The following is a 19,098-nucleotide window of genomic DNA, read 5'->3' on the forward strand; positions in this document are numbered from 1 at the left end:
TTGATCTTTCGGAGAAATTTTTCATTCTGCCAGCAAGACTATGAAAAAGAAAATTCTTCTCCTCGGTTCCGGGGAACTCGGTAAGGAATTTGTTATCGCCGCTCAAAGATTGGGACAACACGTCGTTGCTGTAGATTCTTATGACAACGCTCCGGCGATGCAAGTCGCCCATGAAAGAGAAATTATAAATATGCTCGATGGAAATCTTTTGGATCAGATTGTCGCCAAACACAAACCGGATCTCATTGTTCCCGAAATCGAAGCGATTCGAACCGAACGTTTTTACGAGTATGAAAAACAAGGATATCAAGTAGTTCCCTCTGCGAAAGCCGCCAACTTTACGATGAATCGAAAGGCGATTAGAGACTTGGCTTCAAAAGAATTAAAAATTCTCACCGCAAAATATCTTTATGCGTCTTCCGAAGAAGAACTTCGCAAAGCTGTGAAAGAATTAGGTCTTCCCTGCGTAATCAAACCTCTCATGTCTTCTTCCGGAAAAGGGCAATCCGTCATTAAATCCGAGGAAGATATCGGCAAGGCCTGGGAGGCCTCTCAAACAAAAGGTCGCGCCGGCGCCGCAGAAGTAATCGTTGAAGAGTTCATCCCTTTTGAATCGGAAATTACGTTATTGACCGTAACCCAAAAAAGCGGTAAGACTCTTTTCTGTCCCCCGATCGGTCACAGACAGGAAAGAGGAGATTATCAGGAAAGTTGGCAGCCCACCGAAATTTCGGAGTCTCAACTCAAGGAAGCTCAAAGAATGGCCGACTTAGTTACGAGGGAATTGACCGGCGCCGGCATCTGGGGAGTAGAATTCTTTCTTACAAAGGATCAGGTTTATTTTTCCGAACTTTCTCCAAGACCTCACGATACGGGCATGGTCACGTTAGCCGGCACACAAAACTTCAACGAATTCGAACTTCATCTTAGAGCGGTTCTCGGCATTCCGATCACGGAGATTACTCTGGAAAGAAAAGGCGCCAGCGCGGTTATTCTTTCCAGTTCCGATGGAAACGTTCCCTCGGTAACAGGTTTGGACGTCGCATCCGGAATGTTTGAATCGGATTTTAGAATTTTCGGAAAACCGATTACAAGACCGTATAGAAGAATGGGTGTAACGCTTGCTTATTCGAATAAGGGAGAGGAAATTTCATCTCTTCGCAAACGAGCGGCCCTTTTAGCTTCTAAGATTAAAATCGATTAGGAAATCTCGTCGGAACACATATTTCCATAGTATTGGACCAACTGCGGGTCCAATACTTTTACAATTCCATTCTCAACGGAAATCATCTTTCTTTGTTTTAGAACTTTCAGACCTTTTTGTAAAATCTCTTCCGGGTCGTGAGTGAGATAATTCTGTTTTTCAGTAAGGACCGTTTCATTGATCAGATTCTTCAATTCGTTCAAACCGATATCCGATTCGGCTTCGGTCAACATTCTTGCGACCAATTGATTCGGTAAAATTCTACGATACTTTTTCCATCCTTGAGTAATCTCAAAACCGATCGAACCGGTCGGATCCTCTTCGTGAATGTAACGTGAAACCGGAATCGGTTCGCAAAGATCCATATAAACTTCGGTTCTTTTGTAAAAAAAATCGCGAAAGCCCGGTTTCTTGTCTTTACCTGTGAACTCTTCGTCCTCGGGAACATTTTCGTAAGAAAGCGCAATCGGAACTACGATCACCTCGGATCCTGTGTGTTTATAAGCTTCGACGGACGTGGATAGAATCCCTGTTTTGATTGGAATGATTCCGCCGGTCCGAGAACGCGTCCCTTCCGGATAAACTAACGTCGGAATTCCTGCCTCTAACATCATCGTCGAATACTGGGTCAAACATTCCAAATAAAGAATATTCCGATTTCTTTTTCGATCCACCATATAAGCTCCCAACGATTTGAGAACGCTCGCAAGCCCCGGAGTCGCCATAACCTTTTTATCAGCCGCGTATCGAGGCACCGGAAGACCCAACCATTTGAGACCGAAGGCCACCTCGACGGAATCCAAATGGGATCGATGAGTAGGAGTATAAAGGATGTCGTATCTTGATGCGAGAGCCTTTACTTCTTTTACACACCCTCCGATCTTAGGTAAACCGGCGCCCGGTTTAAAACCGCTGAGAACATATCGGGTCGGCGCGATCAAATGGATCAAAGTATCCCTCAAAAACGGTTTATAGTCGTCCGCAATTTCAGAAACATAAAAATCTAATATTCTGGATAAATCCCGGCTTCCCTTTTCTTGAAAGTTTGTTTCGATCTCCTTCCAAAGCTGAATTTCTTTCGGGATCTGCAATAGATCGGTGATGTCGTTTGTTTCCTCCGCTTCTTTGAAACGTTTTTCCAAGGACTTTACGATCAGTGAAGATTGTTTGATAATTCGATCGGTCATTCCGGGTTGACCGTTGATATGTCGGAGCACGTTCTTTCCCAGAGCTTGTTGAAATTTTTTTCCCGAAGCCGTACCTAAACCGGAACGTTTTGTAGCCGTTTTCGAAATATGTTTATCTTCGTCGGATGTGGATTTTGAAACAAAACGGATCAACTCTGTTGGAGAAGCTCTTCTTGTGAGAATTTGAAACAAAGTGTTGTAGAGTGGAATTTCCACATTCTTTTCCTCCGCCAACGCAATGATCGATGCTAAAGCAAATGCTCCTTCCACATGACTTTCACTTTGACTCACTTCCTTTTGAATGAACTCCGCCGGATTGAAAAACAATTCTATCCTTTCGATCAGATTGGGCTGATCTTCGCCGGATATCAGCTTTCGAACAAATCGATGTCCGTAAGCCTTGTTTCGGCTGTAACGGGATGTACAAGAAGAGATCAAATCGGCGAGACCGTATTCTTGAACGGGTTTGATAGGAATTTCCAACGCGGCTATTAGCGTTGTAATTTCCGAATAGCCGAGACTGATCAACTCTCCTTCAAAATTACTCCCGCATTCCGGAATTCCGGATGCGATTCCGCAAGCGATGGCGATCGGATTTTTCATCACGCCGAAAATTTCCAAACCCACAAGGTCTTCGTAACTTTTTGTGTGGTTTCTTGCTCCGTTAAAAAGGCTGTCGAAAACGTCTATGGACTTTGGTCCTAAAGTAGAAAGACAATAAAAACTGTGATGACCGCGTTTTAATTCGCCGAGTAAGTTCGGACCATTCACCGCCGTATATTCAATATCGATAAAACCTGCGTTCGAAGAAAGTTTTTCAATATATTCAGAATATGTAATACAATTGCTTTTTCGCCTAGTCGAGGCGGACAAAATTCCTTTTGTAAACGTAAAGATTGAATGTGATAAGTCCTTATCAAGCGACTTGACCAGCTCTTCTAAAATCCCTTCCATAAGACGGGAAGGAACCGCGATAATGATTATCCAAGAACCGCTTTTTAAAAAGTCAAACTCGCTCGTAACATAAACGTTATCCGGAAGCGTGATCGAATCCTCCAACAAGGAAGCGATTCTTTCTTTTTCGATTTTTTCGGCCCGCTTACGATCGTCATACCAGAGAAACATTTTTTCGGTCTTTGGTGAAAGATATGTGGAAAGAAAGACTCCCATCGGTCCTCCTCCCAAGACGGCGATATTTTTTAGAATTGGTTCGGATGGTTTTAATTCTTCCATTCTAATTGCTATTGAGAGCTTAAGAATTTCAGGAACAATCAGAAAACGTCCGGTTTTGTTTTCTTTTTCTGGGTTGCCTAAGTAGTAAAAGAAAAGAGAGTGGACTTGTGATTTTAAACAAATCCAAAAATCGGCGCGGAGAATTTTTATTTTTTTTCCTTGTCCTATTTATATCTTTGATCGCAAGTAATTGTTCCACGTATCTCCAAAATCGAAAGAATGATTTCAAAGACATCTTTACAGTTGGGGTTGAAAATCCGGGATACGGAGCGGGTGTAAGAATCGGACCCTTGGCCGCCGGTTTTGTATTTCAAGGTGGAGAATCTTCTCCAGGTAAAAGAGACTTGGGGAAAGGTTACGGTTTAAGAGGCGGACATCTTGGAACGTATCGATCTCAGCAGCTTATCTTTGGAATTTTGGGAAGTGATACTTTTTTTCCTTTGAATGTAGAAACACAAACAATGGATACCGGCGAAGAGGATATATCGCCGGAAATGGCGGAAGAACTCAAGAACCTCGAGAACACAAAAGTTCCCGGCGACAAAGTTCCGGAATTTTTAAACGAACGACACAACATCAAAAGTCAAAAACTTCGCTACCTTTCCTTTTATCACATCCCGGTCGCGGAACGAAGAAAAAGAAAAAAAGAAGAATTCTACAGACGATTTATCGAGGAGCAAAACTTTGATCGAAACGATCCTTCGATCCAGAACGCTCTCCAAGCTCTCAACAAAAAGAAAGACGGTTATCCAAAAAGTTTTCTTTTTCAGTTAGAAGTTTACTTCGGAATTTATTACGGTTTAAGAATCGGCTTCAACCCCGCCGAGCTCGCTGATTTTTTAGTAGGACTCGCGGGATTGGATTTATTAGAAGACGATACTGCCGATTAAAGTTTGTATTCCATCTTTTTGATAACGCCTTTCTTATCGATCGTCAACTTGATGAATTTTGTGTCTTCCGTAATACTCGCCGGTTTTTCAGCCAAAGTCTTATAAGAATTCTTTTGGTAATCCGTAGAAACAAGATACCACTCTAAAACCGCTCCGTCTTGTGTGTTCAATTCCACGGACGGAGTTCCCAATACCGCTTCCGCTTTTAGACGTTTGTCTCCTTCTTTTATCATTCCGACTTCGAAGGTTCTAATATCCGAATTTGGCTGATATTCCTGTTTTGGAGGTTGTTTTTTTTCCTCCGATTTACAAAACGAAAGAACGGAGAGACAGGTTAAAATCATAAACGCTGAAAATATTTGTTTCATCGTAATCTTCTCTAAGTTTGAATTTTGAACTGCAATACTTATCTTGATTTTAGCTCTGTCGAGATTAAAAATCGAATTAAAATTTAAAAAATTCTTCTTTAACACCGCTTAAGAATCACGATGGTTTCATGAAAGAAAGGGAAGATACAATTCGCACGATACTTTTGACCGGCGGTAGCGGATCCTTGGGTCTAACCCTTTTACCAAAATTACTGAAAAATTACAGAGTCGTATGTATCGGCCGAAATTTGTCCTCATTCCCGGATTCCATCCGTTTTGAGCCCAACTTCGTATTTTACGAATTCGATCTTGAAGGACCGAAGGAACTCCTCATAAACGAAGAACCTTCGTTTATCATTCATCTCGCGGGAAAAGTCAGCGGTGAAGGATCCACTTATGAAGATTACAAAAGAGGAAACGAAACAGCGACACAAAAGATTCTTAACTTCGCTTCTAAACATAAAAAGACGGGTATTCTTTTTTCCAGTTCCACGTCGGTTTACGGATTTTCCGAAAGACCTGTCACGGAAGTTTCCGCCTTAAAAGGAAAAACGTTCTACGCTCTTTCCAAAATCGAATGTGAAACCCTGATACAAAGATCGAAAAATAAATTCGTTATTTTGAGAATTGCGTCCGTTTACGGTCCGACCAATAAAAGTTTTTTGAATAAGTTATTTCGGATTTTTCAATACGGACTTTTACTTTGTTCGGGAAATCCTGAGTTTAAAAAATCGATGGTATATTCTTCCGATGTTATCGACGCGATTCTTTTAGTTTTGGAAAAGTGGAAAAAGGTTTCGGGAAAAATTTACAACGTAGCGCATCCTAAACCTTTTTCATTTCAGGATTTTGAATATTTGATTCGAGACGTGTTTCCCGGAAAATTCTATGTTCGAATCCGATTGAAAGGTATTGTATTATTATTTTTTAATATTCTAAACACACTCTATTCTAAATTAACCAACAGGAAAATAAACGTAGATTACATCCAGGAAACTACGATCGTAGATTCTTCCAGAATTCAAAAAGATATCGGGTTTGAATTTAAAGTTTCCTTCGAAGAGGGAATTCGCGAGATCGCCCGGAGTAAATCAAAAGTTTAAGAATCCGTTCTTTCGGAAAGAATCTTTAGCAGATTGTCTAAAACGTTCTTAAGATCGGTTAGGCTTTTTTTATCCACGTCCAAGTTATCGAGAAGTTTATCAGGCACACAAACGGCTTTTTCTTTGAGTTTTTTTCCTTTCGAAGACAGAAAAATTTGAACCGAACGTTCGTCTTCGAAAGACCTTTTTCTATGAACGAGATCGGATTCTTCCAAACGTTTGAGCAGCGGAGTCAAGGTACCGGAATCCAAGTAAAGTTTTTTTCCGATTTCCTTTACGTTGCATCCGTCTTCTTTCCAAAGAATCAAAAGAACCAAATACTGAGGATAGGTGATACCGAGTTCTTCTAAGATCGGCCGATACAAGGAAGTCACAGCTCTCGAACAAGCATACAGTGGAAAGCAGATTTGATTTTCTAGGAAGAGTTCTTTAGCGAGCATAAACTTTCCCGTCTCAAGATTTTAAGACGGGTTTTATCCTTATTTTTTTAAAAGGTCTTGGATTTCTTTTTCGATCTTCTCCGGAGTGGTAATCGGCGCATATCGTTTGATCACCTTTCCGTTTTTATCGACTAAAAATTTCGTAAAATTCCATTTGATTGCGTTTCCGAAAAATCCGGAAGCTTCGTTTCTAAGAAAACGAAAAACCGGATGGGCGTTGTCGCCGTTTACGTCGATCTTTCTGAAAATCGGAAATTCCACTCCGTAATTTCTTTGGCAGAAACTTTTGATCGTTTCGTCAGAGCCCGGTTCTTGGTGTTTGAATTGATCGCACGGAAATCCTAGTACTTCCAATCCTTCCGAGTTGTATTTCTTATAAAGTTCTTGGAGAGCGGCATACTGAGGTGTAAACGCGCATTCACTGGCAGTATTTACGATTAAGAGGACTTTTCCTTTATAATCTTCTAATTTCTGTTCTTTGCCGCTGTTCAATGTGGCTGTAAGGTCATACAATGTCTGGCTCATTTCAATCTCCATTTAGATTGTGCACAATTTAATTTTACAAAATACATCTATTTTCATTCTGTCAAGAGAATTTTTATATTTTTTTAAGAAACAAATTCGAGAAACTCTTAGGAGTTGATTTTTTATAGAACCGCTTAGAATGAATCCCATGAACTCTAAGCGCAAAATTCTAATCCCACTTCCTTCCGAAGACTTTGATCCTTCCGAAGCCGCCATTCCCTGGAAGATGCTCAAGGAGAATCACTTCGAAGTAGTTTTCGCGACTCCCGATGGAAAACCTGCGCAGGCGGATTTCAGAATGTTGACCGGTAAAGGACTCGGAATATGGAAGCCGATTCTGATCGCTCATAAAAACGCGAGAGCCGCTTATCAAGAAATGTCTGAGGATTCAAATTTTTTACATCCCTTATCTTACAAGGATCTGAAGCCGGAAGATTTTTCAGGCGTGATTCTTCCCGGAGGTCACGCCCCCGGTATGAAAGAATATTTAGAATCAAAAACTCTCCAAGATTTTGTAGGAGCTTTTTTTGCAACCGGCAAACCGCTCGGAGCCATTTGTCACGGCGTTGTTCTCGCAGCGAGAAGCAAACTCCCCGGAACTGATCGTTCGATCCTCTTTGGAAAAAAAACGACTGCGCTTTTAAAATCGCAAGAGATGGCAGCTTGGAATCTCACAAAATTTTGGTTGGGTGATTATTATAGGACTTACTCTCAATCCGTAGAAGACGAGGTGAAAGAAAACTTGAAAGACCCAAAAGATTTTCAATTCGGACCGAAGCCGATCTTTAGAGATAGTCTGAAGAAGATCAAAAGAGGTCATTCCATTACGGATGGAAACTATGTTTCTTCGCGTTGGCCGGGCGACGCATATTCTTTCGTAAATTCATTTATGAAACTATTTTAACTTTCTCGATTCGAATCTTTCCGTAGTCTAAAAAATCTAGGAAATAGAATGCAAGATCAAAGTTTATTGATAACCCTCATAGTATTTCTTTCTGCCGCGGTCATCTCGGTCCCCTTATTTAAAAAAATAGGATTGGGTTCCGTAGTCGGTTATCTCATTGGGGGAACAATCATAGGGCCTTGGGGAATCGGACTGATTACGGATGTCGAAAGTATTCTTCATCTTTCGGAATTCGGAGTGATCTTACTTTTATTTTTGATCGGTTTGGAATTAAAGCCGCAAAGACTCTGGGTGTTGAGAAGACCCGTTTTCGGTTTGGGCGGTCTTCAGGTCATTCTTACTTCGTTGATCTTCTTCGGTATCTTATACCTGCTTGGATTGACTATCGCGCAAGCTATCGTAATCAGCATTAGCATTTCCTTATCTTCGACCGCGTTTGCTCTTCAGGTTTTAGGAGAAAAAAACGAGTTAAACACGGCACACGGAAGAAGCGCGTTTGCAATTCTTCTTTTCCAAGACTTAGCCGTGATTCCTATAATGGCCATTCTACCCTTTTTAGGAGAACCAACGGGGCAAACCGGAACTCAGAGCAGCCTCTTGCATATTCTTACGGCGATCGCGACGATTCTCGCGGTTATCCTCGCAGGAAGATTTTTAGCGAGACCTCTATTTCGACTTGTTGCATCTTCCGGAAATCACGAGATTTTTACCGCGCTTTCTTTGTTAATCGTAGTCGGACTTTCGCTCCTCATGGATCAAGTAGGGCTTTCCATGGCTCTCGGTTCCTTTTTAGGAGGAGTCATTCTTGCCGATTCGGAATACAGACACGAGTTAGAATCCAATCTTGAACCGTTTAAAGGATTACTCTTAGGTCTTTTCTTTTTAGCGGTAGGAATGTCGATCAATTTGGGAGAAGTTCTGAAGGATCCGATTCTTGTGATTCTTTTTGCAATCACCCTCATGACTATCAAAGCTTTAGTACTTTACTTTCTTGGAAGAGTTGCAAAACAAACAGAAGAAACCTCCCTCAATCTCGCGGTTACGATTTCTCAAGGAGGAGAATTTGCCTTTGTCATTTTAGGAGTCGGAGTCTCTCTATCTATCTTACCGAGAGAAAGAGCGGATCTTGTCATCGCCGTAGTAACTCTCTCTATGGGGCTGACGCCGATTTTAGGAATTGCCAAAGACAAGGTTGTAGATTTGTTTTTTAAAAAATCCGAAGAACAGGAAGAGGATGATATTGAAGAACAAAATCGCGTAATCATCGCAGGTTTCGGAAGATTCGGACAAATCATAGCAAGGATGTTATTCGTTCATAGAATCGGATTTACGGCTCTGGAACACAACCCGGATCAAGTAAATGTAGCAAGAAGATTCGGTTATAAGATTTACTATGGAGACGCGAGCAAGCTAAGTCTTCTCCGCTCAGCCGGAGCGGAACAAGCCGATCTTTTTATATTAGCAGTTCAAGATATAGAAGTTTCGGTAAAAGTTGCTGAAATGGTAAAGAAACATTTTCCAAATCTTACGATCATCGCTCGCGCTCGGAACAGAGAGCACGTTTTTAAACTGTTGGAATTAGGCGTAAAAATTATCAGACGCGATACATTTGCTTCCGCACTCGAGTTAGCCGGAGAAACATTGAGAAATCTGGGTTTTATGGATTCCGAAGTGGAACAAAAAATTAAAAAGTTCCGAGCTCACGACGAATTAACTCTCAAAGGGCAATACCAAGTCCGCCACAACGAAAAAGAGTTTATCCAATTTTCTAAAAATTCAATCCGACAATTAGAAGCGGCATTCGAAGCCGATCGTCTCGAAAAAGAAGGGAAGACGGGCAGCTGAGTTCGAGGATCTGCGTCCTGCCTCAAAACGGACGATTTGATAAAAAAAAAGACAGATCGAATGCAAGTTACTCAATAATTTATTCTTCGTTTAGTTTTTAACTTTTTCTTTACTCAAAAATATAAAGCTGAGCCTATTTTTTCTCTGTCTTTTAGATCCGGTTTTCCGGATATGTTCAATATAGGAAACTTTTCCGTTTTAGACTTCCCATAGAGTTTGAAGCGGAAAAATCCAATTCTCTTCACTATTCTCTCCGGAGTGGCTCTTTATCGAGCCGCTCCGATTTTTTGAAAAAAACACCTGTTTCTTCTTTTCGATTTTTATTTAAGAATTTAGAAAGAATTTCGATACTTATTTTAAGAATACGTAATGCGTCCTTTCCCAGTTAAAATTCGAGAAAAACAACGGATAAACCTCAATCAAAGACAAATACTAGTTACGGAATTTGAACAGACTCTAATTATAACCTGAGTCAGTTGAAGTTTCGGACAATTTCAGAGCGATTTTAGGATTTCTTCTCGTTTCTTTTTATATTCTTCTTCCGATATCAACTTCTTATCAAACAGACCTTTAAGTTCGATCAATCTTTTTTCGGAATCGCTTATGTTTATCTTTTTTAAGGCGTCCGACGTTTCGGGCGTTGTGTGTGATTGAGTTTGAAAATGAGCAAGAATATGAAACTTCTTGAATTCATCTCCCGGCTCCTCTTTGAAATATTTGAGTTTACCGATTGCTGAATCCGGAATGAAAACTTCCAGCGAAGGTTTAAGATTCGATTCCGAAATCGAAAAGTTGGACCAATCCTGAAACGAATACGGAGTCTGAAAGTCTATAAACTGATTCAACTCGAAAAAAATAAAGTGAATCGCTTCCGAAGTAGGATACAAAAGAAAAACTGTTCTTCGAATTCTTCTTCCCGGATTTATCGAATCTTCTTTTTTTAAGATCCAAAGTTGATAAATTTGTTCAGGTGACTTTTCGAGTTTTTCGAAAGAACGATTGGAAATCTCTTTGCTCAGTTCCTTTGGAAAGATACGTAACGCAGTATCGTTGACCAAAGAATCGTTTCTATTTCCGAGTTGAAACAGGGATTCTTCCAGAATTTTTACGTAAGCGTTAGAATCTAAGTTCGCCGGAAATTTCGCATTCGTATCGATCCAGGATGGAAGTTCGGCGCTTTTTGCAAAGGAATAGAATGCAATGGAATCCGAAGAATAATTGAGTTCTTTTCGAATTCCTGAAAAGCAGGAGAGAAAAATAAGAACAACAGGGATTGGAACAAACCGATTCATAAGCGAACTCGAAAAAGTCTTCTCTAAAATCGGAATCGATCAAGAAGAATTATTCTTTTTTATCCGAATCTTTCTTTTTAAGAATGTTCCCGATTTTTCCAAGATCTTCCGGTTTGATTTTTGTGCCGGCTGCTTTTTTGTTTTCTTCTTGGATATCCTTATACACCTCCGCCCTATGAACGGAAACTTTTCGGGGAGCCTTAACGCCGATCTTTACCTGATCTCCCTTGATATCGACGATGACTATTTCGATATCATCGCCGATCATTATCGACTCGTTGGTTCGCCTTGCCAGAACCAGCACTTAACTCATCTCCACTGCTGCGGTTTCGAGAATTTTTTCGCGCACCGAATGAGACTCGTTTCTTGAGATAAACTGTTTCGCAACAAGACTCACTTTATTGATGAGAATCGGGCCTTGCATATTCGCCGTCATCGATGCGGGATCTTCGCCCGGAATCGTTACGATGACAAGAGTCAGACCATCTTTGATTTCTTCTATTCCGATCAATTGAAGCTCTTGTTCGGGAATCAACGGCTTGTATTCTTTCTTAAAGAGCGAAGGTGGAATCACGACAAAGGCTAAGTCCACTTCTTCCGTGGATTGCAACCATTTGAAGACGGATTCCTCCTCCTCTTCAATCAGAGCAAAGTTTTTGTAGTCTTCAAACCCAAGAAGACCTTCCGGAAAAGAAAGAATTTGTTTTTCCGATATTTGTATCTTTCCAAACGGTTTTGTTTGAATCTCGATTCCCATTTTAAATTCTTACCCCAGAGCTTTCCATTCAGAACATTCTATCTATTTTTTTATCTCAGAAAATCCATCAATGTCGGTTTAATGATTTTAGATCCGACGTTGAGCGCATATTGGTGAACCGTTTCCAGCCACTTCATGTTCATGATTGTCTCCGGAAAATCCACTCCTTCGTTTTTAGCAAGAAGTTCGGTCATGTAAGATTTATCAAAGTCGACCCTTTGTGCGTGTTCTTCCATCCGATTCATTCTCGCTCCGACGACGGCGCGGTAACGAAGAATATTCTCCATAGCCAAATCCAAGTCCTGAAGGTCTCGGCCTGAAATTCGCTCCTGATCCTTTTGGATCAAATCGTTTCGGAACTGAATCATCACGTCAAAGACTGACAACCCTGTTACCGTCGCCGACTTAGAATAGTTGTTAGGCGGTTCGGAGGTCGCAGAATCCACAAGTCCGATATCTCGGAGAATCGTTCCACCCTCCGTGTCTTCCATCCAGATCTGATGGGGAGCCGTCGAACTCAAACTGATATTGTCCTGCGCCAATTTGTTCGCTTTTACTTCCAGGGGAGAATTGTTGATTTTATCGATGATGTCGTCGATCGTATCTCCTGCGGAAACATGAATCTCCACTCCATCAATCTTAAATTTTTGATCGGAAGACGCGATATACCCTGAGTTGTCCACCTTACTCGTGATACTCATGTTAGTTCCCCAGAAAACTTTGTTTCCGGGAATCGTGACGGGAATATATTCACCCTTTTCAATTTCGCGAAGTTGTTCTCCGATATCGCCTCGATACTCCACGCCGATAAATTGATTTTTGAGTTCGATTCCTTGGAGACCTTTGATCTTCGATTCTATCGGCTCGAAGGGAGGTCTTTCGATTACGTGACCGCCGAACAAAGGACGCCCGGTCGCATCTCTTGTGTTTGCTATATCGACAAGAGCTCTTAAAATTTCATCGATCTCCTTTCCGATTGCAACTTCGAGTTCAAAACCTTTATCGCCTTGATAGATACCGTTCGAAGCTTGTACCGCGAGAACTCTCGCCCTTTGAAAAAGGGATCCGATCCGATCCAATTCCCCATCGATCTGTTGAAGACGGGAATTTCCGTCGTCTATATTTCTCTGAAACGTATCTAACTCATTCAGTCTGGAACGAAAAAACATTTGATTGGTCGCACGTCCGGGTTCGTCCGACGGAAGGCGAATCCTTTGTCCGGTCGCGAGTTGATTCTGAGTTTCGTCCATTTGTACTTGGTGTCTGTTTAAATTCTTAACCAAGCTGTTGTTCTGCATCATGTTTGTTATGCGCATCATAAAATATTCTCCTTACTCACGAAACTTTTTGTGAGCTTACACGCCGAGACGATTGATGATCGTATCTAGAATCTCGTTCATAGTGTTGATCATTTTCGCCGAAGCATTGTAAGAATGCTGGAACTGAACCATATTGGCCATCTCTTCGTCTAGATTGACCCCCATCACGGATTGTCTCATGTTTTCCAATTCGGACATGAGATCGTTTTGAATACCGAATTCTTGCTTCGCTTCTCTTGCTTCCGTTCCTAACTTGGAAATCAAAGTGTTATAAAAATCATCGGTCGTCTTAGAATAATCCACCATAACGGGATTGTTTCTCAGTGCGGAAGCGACCATCAAAGCGTTTCGTCCGTCCTTATGCCCTCCGGGAGAATTATAATCGCCGGTTCCGCCGACGTCCTTACCGCGAGCGGCCGCGATGTTCGCAACGTTATTCGCTATTGAATCCGCGATTCTAAAATGCGAAGAAGGATGGAAGTGCGGTGTTAGAGTAATGTCTTCCGGACGAGACTGAAGTTTATTGATTTCGCCGAGACGTTTGTAGTCGTAAGCTCCGGATGGACCCGACGCCATCAAAATACCGGTCATTCCGACGAGAAGGTCGCCGGAATCTTCGATATGTCTTAAGATAAAATTCTTATTAGGGTGATCGTCGGCAACGGTCGCTTTCAGAGCCAATTGATTGTCATGGTTCATATAAGCCACAACTCCGGAACGTGATGCGTTGATTTTTTTGATGATCCCGTTCAATGTATCATTGGAAGAATATGGAATCAACACGGGTGCTTCTTTCGCGTCCGATTGATTAAGGCTGATAGTTCCGTTGATCCCAACCGGACGATCCGGATCGATCGTGTTTCTACCGGTAACACGGAAGATTGCGGTAACGTCGTTTTGTCCGTCTCCATTGGAATCGTATTCGCCAAAAGTGTTAATTGACAAAGATCGAATATTAAAAAAAGCCTGATTCGTGTTCCCGTTGATTCCGAAACCGTCTTTATGAATTTCGTTCACTGCATCCATCACGTTGATGGAAAGTGAATCCACCTGATCGATTTTTTCGCGGATGATCTTATCACGAACTTCGATTAAACCTTGCAATCTTCCCTTTCTCAAAAGAACCGGATCGCCCGTTGAAGCCCAGTAAAGATCCAAAAGACCGTCCTTTGACGGATTGCCGAGAATATCTATCTTGTTCGCTTTATTACCTTGGACCAAAATCTGTTGTCCGATAAAAACCATCAATTCGTCTTCGTCCGAACGGCCGATCGTAACGTCCACGAGCGAGGAAAGTTCCTGAAGAAGCGCGTCTCTTTTATCATAGAGATCATTCGGTCTGTCGCCTAACGCTTCTGATTTACCGATTCTATCATTTAAGGTGCGAATGTTTTCCGCGATCGTATTCATGTGATACGCTTTTGTTTCGATTTCTCGGTTGGCCTGATCTTTCAACTGAGCGAGTTTGCGATAGACGTCTTCGGTTCTACTTCCGAGTCCGTTCGCTCTTTCCAGAACCACGGACCGATGTGCGTTGTCTTCGGGATAATTTGCAAGATCTTCCCAGGAAGACCAAAACTTATCCATAAGAGTTCGAAGTGTGGTACCGTTCGGTTCGTTAAAGACGGTTTCCAATTGATAAAGATATTCGTTACGAGCGGCCCAATAGTCTTTGTTTCCGGATGTTTCAATGATTCGATCGTCTACGAAGTTATCTCTAATTCTTTCGATCGAAGCGATTTCCACGCCTTGACCGATTTGTCCCGGAAGATTGGAACGATTGAGGGAAGGATCATACAAAGGATCCATCGCAGTCATCGTGACTCTTTGTCTCGCATACTGCTTGTTATCCGCGTTCGAAATGTTATGACCAGTTGTCTGAAGCGCCTGTTGGTGAGCGGTTAAACCCCGCTTTCCGATTTCAAGACCTGAAAATGTGGATCCCATGGCATCCTCCTATTACGAAAATATCTATGATTACGCCGAAGCGTTCAGCATAAGAGCCGGTCTCTTAGCTTGTTTTCGTTCCGGATTTTTTCCGGAACCGTATGTACTCAAACCCGATTCGGAAGCTTTCTCTTTAACGGCTTCGATCGTGCGGGTAAGAATTTCCTGACGAGTGATGATTAATTTTTCGTTGGATTTTATCTTCTCTTTCAAACGATGAAGAATCGTTTTCAACGAAGATCCGAATTCTTTTAGACGGAAGTTAGATTCTCTATCCAGTTGATTTAAAAAATCGGACAAAGTCGGAGCTCCGTTTTCCGGAAGAGCGAAATTTTTAGAACGATATACTTCCTCGATCGATTTCATTCGAACTCTCTCGATTTCAGAAGCCATCACAAGAAGTTCATAAGTTTTTTTTGTAATCGTTTCAAGCGCCTTCCCATCCGCTTGAACTACGGCGGCGGACTTTTGTATTTCCAGTTCCAGGACATTCGAGTAGAGATTGATCTCTTCCTGAAAAAGTTTCGTAAGTTGCTCCAACCATTCCTCTTGTTTCATCTGTTTTATCCGATCCCTGCTATGAAGAATCGGTAAAAACGGAAATTTGCTTAGGTAATTTTCAAAGAAAATGCGGATTCTATCGGAAGTCATTTAATAAGACATAATTAAGAAGAAGGCAAAGAAGAATTCGGAAAGTAAAAAGAAGAAAAACCGGTGAAAGGAAAGGATTGATCCGAAAAAAAAAGAGATAGATGAAAGAGCGAAATTTTTCAACGTCAATTCCTTTCTTCCGGAATCTCCTTTCCCTCAAAAGCGCTTTGAATGTTTTGGAATTTTCTTATTAAACTTCGAATAAAGGAATTTTATTTCCGTACGATTTCGATCGCAACGAGAAGATTGCTCTTCTTGTCGATCGTTGCGATTCATGTTTCGTTGATACAAAACGGTATTTTTTTTCTTCCATCACGAATAGGAAGGGGCAAGGAAATTCCAAGTCGGCGAAAATTTTCCGGGGAAAGACACATACATTTTTGAAAAAGGAGGAAACCAAAGATTTTTTGCGACACATCGGCTTCATCACCAAATCTCGGAGATTCTCAATCCGTCAATTTATGAATTTTTACAAAGATAGAAATCCTTTAAAAAAAGAGTCTGATTTAGAAAGAAAGAGTTGTTATTGATTTGTATACATTCGTATCCATAATTTATTTCCTTTAAATCGATTTGTTTTTATACTTACTTTTATAACCTTAGCCATAGCAGGATACGATGCAAAAATTTCTTAGAATTCTCCTTATTACCGCCGTCTTCATTTTACTTTTTAAGAACGACCCAAACTTTCCCAAGGACAAACCTTCATCGCAGGAAAAAGAAACCAAAATTGCGTCTGCGGTTTCCACAAACTCTAAAAAGGAATCCGACTCCTCCCCCAAGGCGAAGAAGGAAACTAAAAAAGAGCTTCGCGACTTTGAGATTGTTAATAAGAAGGAGCCGCTTTTTTTCTTTTCCATCCAAGGCAGAAGGTTTGCCCAAGGAGAACTTCTGCTCTTAAAACTCGCTCCTGAAAAAACTATACTATCCAAATTGGATAGAATCAAAATTTTCTGGGAGAAAAAGGAAATCCCTTACACGAAAAAGGACTCCGTTTTTTATGCTTGGATTCCCATTTCACCTGAATTCGATAAGAAAAGTGGAATATTAGAAATTCAAGATAAGAATCTTTTTAGAAAAAACGATTTCAAAGAGTACGAAATTCCGATTCAAAAAACGAATTTTTCAGAAACGAAAGTCTCCTCTTTGACGATGGATAAAAAATATACTTCGGAAGTATTACCCCAAGAGACCCTAGACTTTATCGCCGATTGTTCCAAATCTAAAACGCAAGCTTTTCAAACAAAGAGCGATCTTCAAATACAATCGGACTTTGTTTTTCCCGTACAGGAAGTTCATTTTACGAGTCCATTCTACAAACGAAGGGTTTATAACAAGACAAAAGGAAAAGCACACGGGGGTGTTGATTTTAAAGGAGGGCTCGGAACTCCAATTTATGCGATTAACGACGGAACGGTTATCTTATCGAGACCGATGTATTATGAAGGAAATTTTACGATCATTGATCACGGTCTTGAAGTTTATTCTCTCTATATGCATCAATCCGAGCTAAACGTAAAAGTAGGCGATAAAGTGAAAAGAGGAGATCCCATCGGAAAGATCGGATCTACCGGAATGTCGACGGGCCCTCACCTGCATTTGGGAATGCGGGTGAGAGGCACCTTGGTCGATCCGCGCTCAGTATTAGGATTAAAACTTTTTGAAAAAAAGGAAGGTCTCTAATAAGTTCTGATTCTATAATAAAAAAAGAATCCAAAGGTAATCTTAGAGTTTCCCAGAGTCTTCCCTCTTTACACTTTGAAGAATTTTCTCCACCGACTCTTCATGTTGTCTTCCTTTGACAAGACTTTCGGAAATATGAAAAAGAAGAGAATCGGGTAGTTTGTCCCCTGAGGAGATAAAAAATCCGGTCTTTGCGTATCTTGGCCTTAGATTGTCATAGTAAGTCCAAAAAACTCCATCCATTCTTTTCTCAAAATTTTCTTCGCCTAACTCGTGCACTTCGACCATATCGCCTTGATTGATGGCAAGGTCTAAAAACTTCAGAAACTCAGGCTTAATTTTATCGATTTCCAAAAACGGTTCCGGAAAATAAAAAATTCGAATGGAAGGATAACGGTTCGGATCTGTTTCACTCGAAGAAATGATTCCAGCGATTTGTCCGGTTCCGGTTTGATCTTTTAAGGTTAAATTTTTCGGATTGTGAAAGTAAAAATCTTCAGGTAATGTGATTTGAACCCGGATATCGGAATTCTGTACGATTCTTGAATCCGAATCGTATTCCCAATTCGTAAGCTCCTTCTCTTCCCAATTCGGTTTAAAAAGAATATAAGAAGTCAGAATTTCAGCTTTTTGTAAAGTTTTGAAACTCAGCAAACCACCGGTTAAGACCATTAGTCCCAAAAGAAAAATTCGATAAAAAACGGTGCTTTCTAAAAAGCGAAAAGTCAGACCGATCCCGGAATAGACAGCGACGAAAAAAATTCCCGAACGGTTGGAATAAAAGTCGGTTAACAATAAGAGAAGAATGCACGATACAAAAACCGCAGCTTCCACGATCGGATTGAGGATGATCCGGGTCGTATCGATTGTTTTTGCTGAATCGGGGCCGATTTGATATCTTTTGACGGATTCTTCTTTTAACAGTTTTCCAAACGCAAACGAAATTAAAAAGAAAAAGGCAGAGGCCACCGCGTAAGCGCCTAAAACAAGAATTAAGATAAAGAAAATGGGAAGATGACTTTCATGTAAGATAAGAAACGAAATTCCAACGAGAGAATAGATGAGGAAGAGCTTTCCTAAAAAGGAAAGTTCTTGCAGTTTCAAACGGAAGGTTTGGAGTTTCTTCCAGCCAGGAATTTTTTGGAGTAATTTCATGAGTCAGATTACCGGTTTTTTTTCAGATCTGAAAACGAGTTTTGACGGCCTATCTCAGTCTATCCAATCATTTCTAGAAACGGTAGGAGTAATTACTTCGTTTTTGAAGATCCTTTTCTCCATTGTTCCTTTAGATCTTTTTTTGGTTTTGATTTTTTCCCTTGTCTTAGTATTTTTGTTCAATACAATTTCGCCCGGCACGAGTCGATTGAATTATACGTTGGGAGTTCTGATCGTTTCCGTCCTTCGATCCTTTTTTCATCATTCGATTTCACAAACGTGGAACATCGGTCCCGTTCTTTTGACCGCGTTTTATCTCCTGATCCCGGCTTACTTTTTCTTTATACTTCGTTTCGGATTTGTCTTTTGGAGAAAACTTTATCAGAGAAAGAATAAAATCCATCCAAAAGATCTCGAAAGCGCGCTTAACAACATTCAAAAAACGTTTCAAAATCTTATGGCGAACGGTTACGCCAAACTTTACGCGTCTGATTCTAAAACGATTTCCGATCCGAATTCATTAAAGGAAGACATGGAAGAATTAGAAAGATCGATTCAGGGTTTGAAGAATATCCTGAATAAAAAAAAGGAGTAA

General features: G+C 40.9%; 18 protein-coding genes. 7 read left to right on the forward strand and 11 right to left on the reverse strand.

Annotated features, from left to right (window positions below):
* Nucleotides 1–40 precede the first annotated feature (40 nt).
* Complete coding sequence (purT, locus tag JWG44_RS04685; protein WP_205273797.1) at nucleotides 41–1,204, forward strand: formate-dependent phosphoribosylglycinamide formyltransferase; 1,164 nt, start codon at nucleotides 41–43, stop codon at nucleotides 1,202–1,204.
* On the opposite strand, the gene JWG44_RS04690 is transcribed toward purT, so the two are convergent.
* Nucleotides 1,201–3,624 (reverse strand): 1-acyl-sn-glycerol-3-phosphate acyltransferase, encoded by a 2,424-nt coding sequence (locus tag JWG44_RS04690; RefSeq protein WP_205273798.1) that lies wholly within the window; start codon nucleotides 3,622–3,624, stop codon nucleotides 1,201–1,203. The genes purT and JWG44_RS04690 overlap by 4 nt on opposite strands.
* A 107-nt stretch (nucleotides 3,625–3,731) precedes the next feature.
* Here JWG44_RS04690 and JWG44_RS04695 point away from each other — a divergent pair, with 107 nt between their 5' ends.
* A complete protein-coding gene (locus JWG44_RS04695) occupies nucleotides 3,732–4,514 on the forward strand; it encodes an LIC13411 family adhesin (protein WP_205273799.1) in 783 nt (260 codons plus the stop codon).
* Here the strand turns inward: JWG44_RS04695 and JWG44_RS04700 are convergent.
* Entirely contained in the window at nucleotides 4,511–4,882 is a 372-nt protein-coding gene (locus JWG44_RS04700; RefSeq protein ID WP_205273800.1) for an LIC13410 family lipoprotein, read from the reverse strand. The two genes, JWG44_RS04695 and JWG44_RS04700, sit on opposite strands and share 4 nt — an antisense overlap.
* 128 nt (nucleotides 4,883–5,010) lie before the next feature.
* Between JWG44_RS04700 and JWG44_RS04705 the strand changes: the two genes are divergently transcribed.
* Nucleotides 5,011–5,985, forward strand: coding sequence for an NAD-dependent epimerase/dehydratase family protein (locus JWG44_RS04705; RefSeq protein ID WP_205273801.1), 975 nt, complete (start codon nucleotides 5,011–5,013; stop codon nucleotides 5,983–5,985).
* Here the strand turns inward: JWG44_RS04705 and JWG44_RS04710 are convergent.
* Nucleotides 5,982–6,425 (reverse strand): MarR family winged helix-turn-helix transcriptional regulator, encoded by a 444-nt coding sequence (locus JWG44_RS04710; protein ID WP_205273802.1) that lies wholly within the window; start codon nucleotides 6,423–6,425, stop codon nucleotides 5,982–5,984. The two genes, JWG44_RS04705 and JWG44_RS04710, sit on opposite strands and share 4 nt — an antisense overlap.
* A gap of 39 nt (nucleotides 6,426–6,464) precedes the next feature.
* Nucleotides 6,465–6,950, reverse strand: a complete 486-nt coding sequence (locus JWG44_RS04715; protein ID WP_205273803.1) for a glutathione peroxidase — start codon at nucleotides 6,948–6,950, stop codon at nucleotides 6,465–6,467.
* Between the two features lie 148 nt (nucleotides 6,951–7,098).
* On the opposite strand from JWG44_RS04715, the gene JWG44_RS04720 reads away from it, so the two are divergent.
* Together JWG44_RS04720 and JWG44_RS04725 are read left to right on the forward strand one after the other, a co-directional pair.
* Nucleotides 7,099–7,854, forward strand: a complete 756-nt coding sequence (locus JWG44_RS04720; protein WP_205273804.1) for a type 1 glutamine amidotransferase domain-containing protein — start codon at nucleotides 7,099–7,101, stop codon at nucleotides 7,852–7,854.
* A gap of 48 nt (nucleotides 7,855–7,902) precedes the next feature.
* Nucleotides 7,903–9,699, forward strand: a complete 1,797-nt coding sequence (locus tag JWG44_RS04725) for a monovalent cation:proton antiporter-2 (CPA2) family protein (RefSeq protein ID WP_205273805.1) — start codon at nucleotides 7,903–7,905, stop codon at nucleotides 9,697–9,699.
* 494 nt (nucleotides 9,700–10,193) lie between these two features.
* Here the strand turns inward: JWG44_RS04725 and JWG44_RS04730 are convergent, their stop codons facing one another.
* The 6 genes from JWG44_RS04730 to JWG44_RS04755 are packed head-to-tail and all read right to left on the reverse strand — an operon-like array spanning nucleotide 10,194 to nucleotide 15,572.
* Nucleotides 10,194–10,991 (reverse strand): LA_1326/LA_4305 family lipoprotein, encoded by a 798-nt coding sequence (locus JWG44_RS04730; protein WP_205273806.1) that lies wholly within the window; start codon nucleotides 10,989–10,991, stop codon nucleotides 10,194–10,196.
* Between the two features lie 49 nt (nucleotides 10,992–11,040).
* Nucleotides 11,041–11,295 carry a carbon storage regulator CsrA gene (csrA, locus tag JWG44_RS04735; protein ID WP_205273807.1) on the reverse strand — a complete coding sequence of 85 codons (255 nt, stop codon included), beginning with the start codon at nucleotides 11,293–11,295 and terminating at the stop codon, nucleotides 11,041–11,043.
* Entirely contained in the window at nucleotides 11,296–11,748 is a 453-nt protein-coding gene (gene fliW, locus JWG44_RS04740; RefSeq protein ID WP_205273808.1) for a flagellar assembly protein FliW, read from the reverse strand.
* Nucleotides 11,749–11,798: 50 nt separating this feature from the next.
* Nucleotides 11,799–13,064, reverse strand: coding sequence for a flagellar hook-associated protein 3 (locus tag JWG44_RS04745; RefSeq protein ID WP_205273912.1), 1,266 nt, complete (start codon nucleotides 13,062–13,064; stop codon nucleotides 11,799–11,801).
* A gap of 39 nt (nucleotides 13,065–13,103) precedes the next feature.
* Nucleotides 13,104–15,014, reverse strand: coding sequence for a flagellar hook-associated protein FlgK (flgK, locus tag JWG44_RS04750; RefSeq protein WP_205273809.1), 1,911 nt, complete (start codon nucleotides 15,012–15,014; stop codon nucleotides 13,104–13,106).
* Nucleotides 15,015–15,044: 30 nt separating this feature from the next.
* Nucleotides 15,045–15,572, reverse strand: coding sequence for a flagellar protein FlgN (locus JWG44_RS04755; RefSeq protein ID WP_205273810.1), 528 nt, complete (start codon nucleotides 15,570–15,572; stop codon nucleotides 15,045–15,047).
* 711 nt (nucleotides 15,573–16,283) lie between these two features.
* On the opposite strand from JWG44_RS04755, the gene JWG44_RS04760 reads away from it, so the two are divergent.
* A complete protein-coding gene (locus JWG44_RS04760; protein WP_205273811.1) occupies nucleotides 16,284–17,348 on the forward strand; it encodes a M23 family metallopeptidase in 1,065 nt (354 codons plus the stop codon).
* Nucleotides 17,349–17,390: 42 nt separating this feature from the next.
* Here the strand turns inward: JWG44_RS04760 and JWG44_RS04765 are convergent, their stop codons facing one another.
* Complete coding sequence (locus tag JWG44_RS04765; protein ID WP_205273812.1) at nucleotides 17,391–18,503, reverse strand: hypothetical protein; 1,113 nt, start codon at nucleotides 18,501–18,503, stop codon at nucleotides 17,391–17,393.
* Between JWG44_RS04765 and JWG44_RS04770 the strand changes: the two genes are divergently transcribed.
* The gene (locus tag JWG44_RS04770) at nucleotides 18,502–19,098 is read left to right on the forward strand and encodes a hypothetical protein (RefSeq protein WP_205273813.1); all 597 of its coding nucleotides are present in this window, start codon (nucleotides 18,502–18,504) and stop codon (nucleotides 19,096–19,098) included. The two genes, JWG44_RS04765 and JWG44_RS04770, sit on opposite strands and share 2 nt — an antisense overlap.

The sequence above is a fragment of the Leptospira ainazelensis genome (assembly GCF_016918785.1).
GTDB lineage: Bacteria > Spirochaetota > Leptospiria > Leptospirales > Leptospiraceae > Leptospira > Leptospira ainazelensis.

Coding starts and splice junctions, on each gene's coding strand:
- purT (WP_205273797.1), top strand. CDS start 41: ATGAAAAAGAAAATTCTTCTCCTCGGTTCCGGGGAACTCGGTAAGGAA.
- JWG44_RS04690 (WP_205273798.1), bottom strand. CDS start 3,624: ATGGAAGAATTAAAACCATCCGAACCAATTCTAAAAAATATCGCCGTC.
- JWG44_RS04700 (WP_205273800.1), bottom strand. CDS start 4,882: ATGAAACAAATATTTTCAGCGTTTATGATTTTAACCTGTCTCTCCGTT.
- JWG44_RS04705 (WP_205273801.1), top strand. CDS start 5,011: ATGAAAGAAAGGGAAGATACAATTCGCACGATACTTTTGACCGGCGGT.
- JWG44_RS04710 (WP_205273802.1), bottom strand. CDS start 6,425: ATGCTCGCTAAAGAACTCTTCCTAGAAAATCAAATCTGCTTTCCACTG.
- JWG44_RS04715 (WP_205273803.1), bottom strand. CDS start 6,950: ATGAGCCAGACATTGTATGACCTTACAGCCACATTGAACAGCGGCAAA.
- JWG44_RS04720 (WP_205273804.1), top strand. CDS start 7,099: ATGAACTCTAAGCGCAAAATTCTAATCCCACTTCCTTCCGAAGACTTT.
- JWG44_RS04725 (WP_205273805.1), top strand. CDS start 7,903: ATGCAAGATCAAAGTTTATTGATAACCCTCATAGTATTTCTTTCTGCC.
- JWG44_RS04730 (WP_205273806.1), bottom strand. CDS start 10,991: ATGAATCGGTTTGTTCCAATCCCTGTTGTTCTTATTTTTCTCTCCTGC.
- fliW (WP_205273808.1), bottom strand. CDS start 11,748: ATGGGAATCGAGATTCAAACAAAACCGTTTGGAAAGATACAAATATCG.
- JWG44_RS04745 (WP_205273912.1), bottom strand. CDS start 13,064: ATGCGCATAACAAACATGATGCAGAACAACAGCTTGGTTAAGAATTTA.
- flgK (WP_205273809.1), bottom strand. CDS start 15,014: ATGGGATCCACATTTTCAGGTCTTGAAATCGGAAAGCGGGGTTTAACC.
- JWG44_RS04755 (WP_205273810.1), bottom strand. CDS start 15,572: ATGAAACAAGAGGAATGGTTGGAGCAACTTACGAAACTTTTTCAGGAA.
- JWG44_RS04760 (WP_205273811.1), top strand. CDS start 16,284: ATGCAAAAATTTCTTAGAATTCTCCTTATTACCGCCGTCTTCATTTTA.
- JWG44_RS04770 (WP_205273813.1), top strand. CDS start 18,502: ATGAGTCAGATTACCGGTTTTTTTTCAGATCTGAAAACGAGTTTTGAC.
- JWG44_RS04765 (WP_205273812.1), bottom strand. CDS start 18,503: ATGAAATTACTCCAAAAAATTCCTGGCTGGAAGAAACTCCAAACCTTC.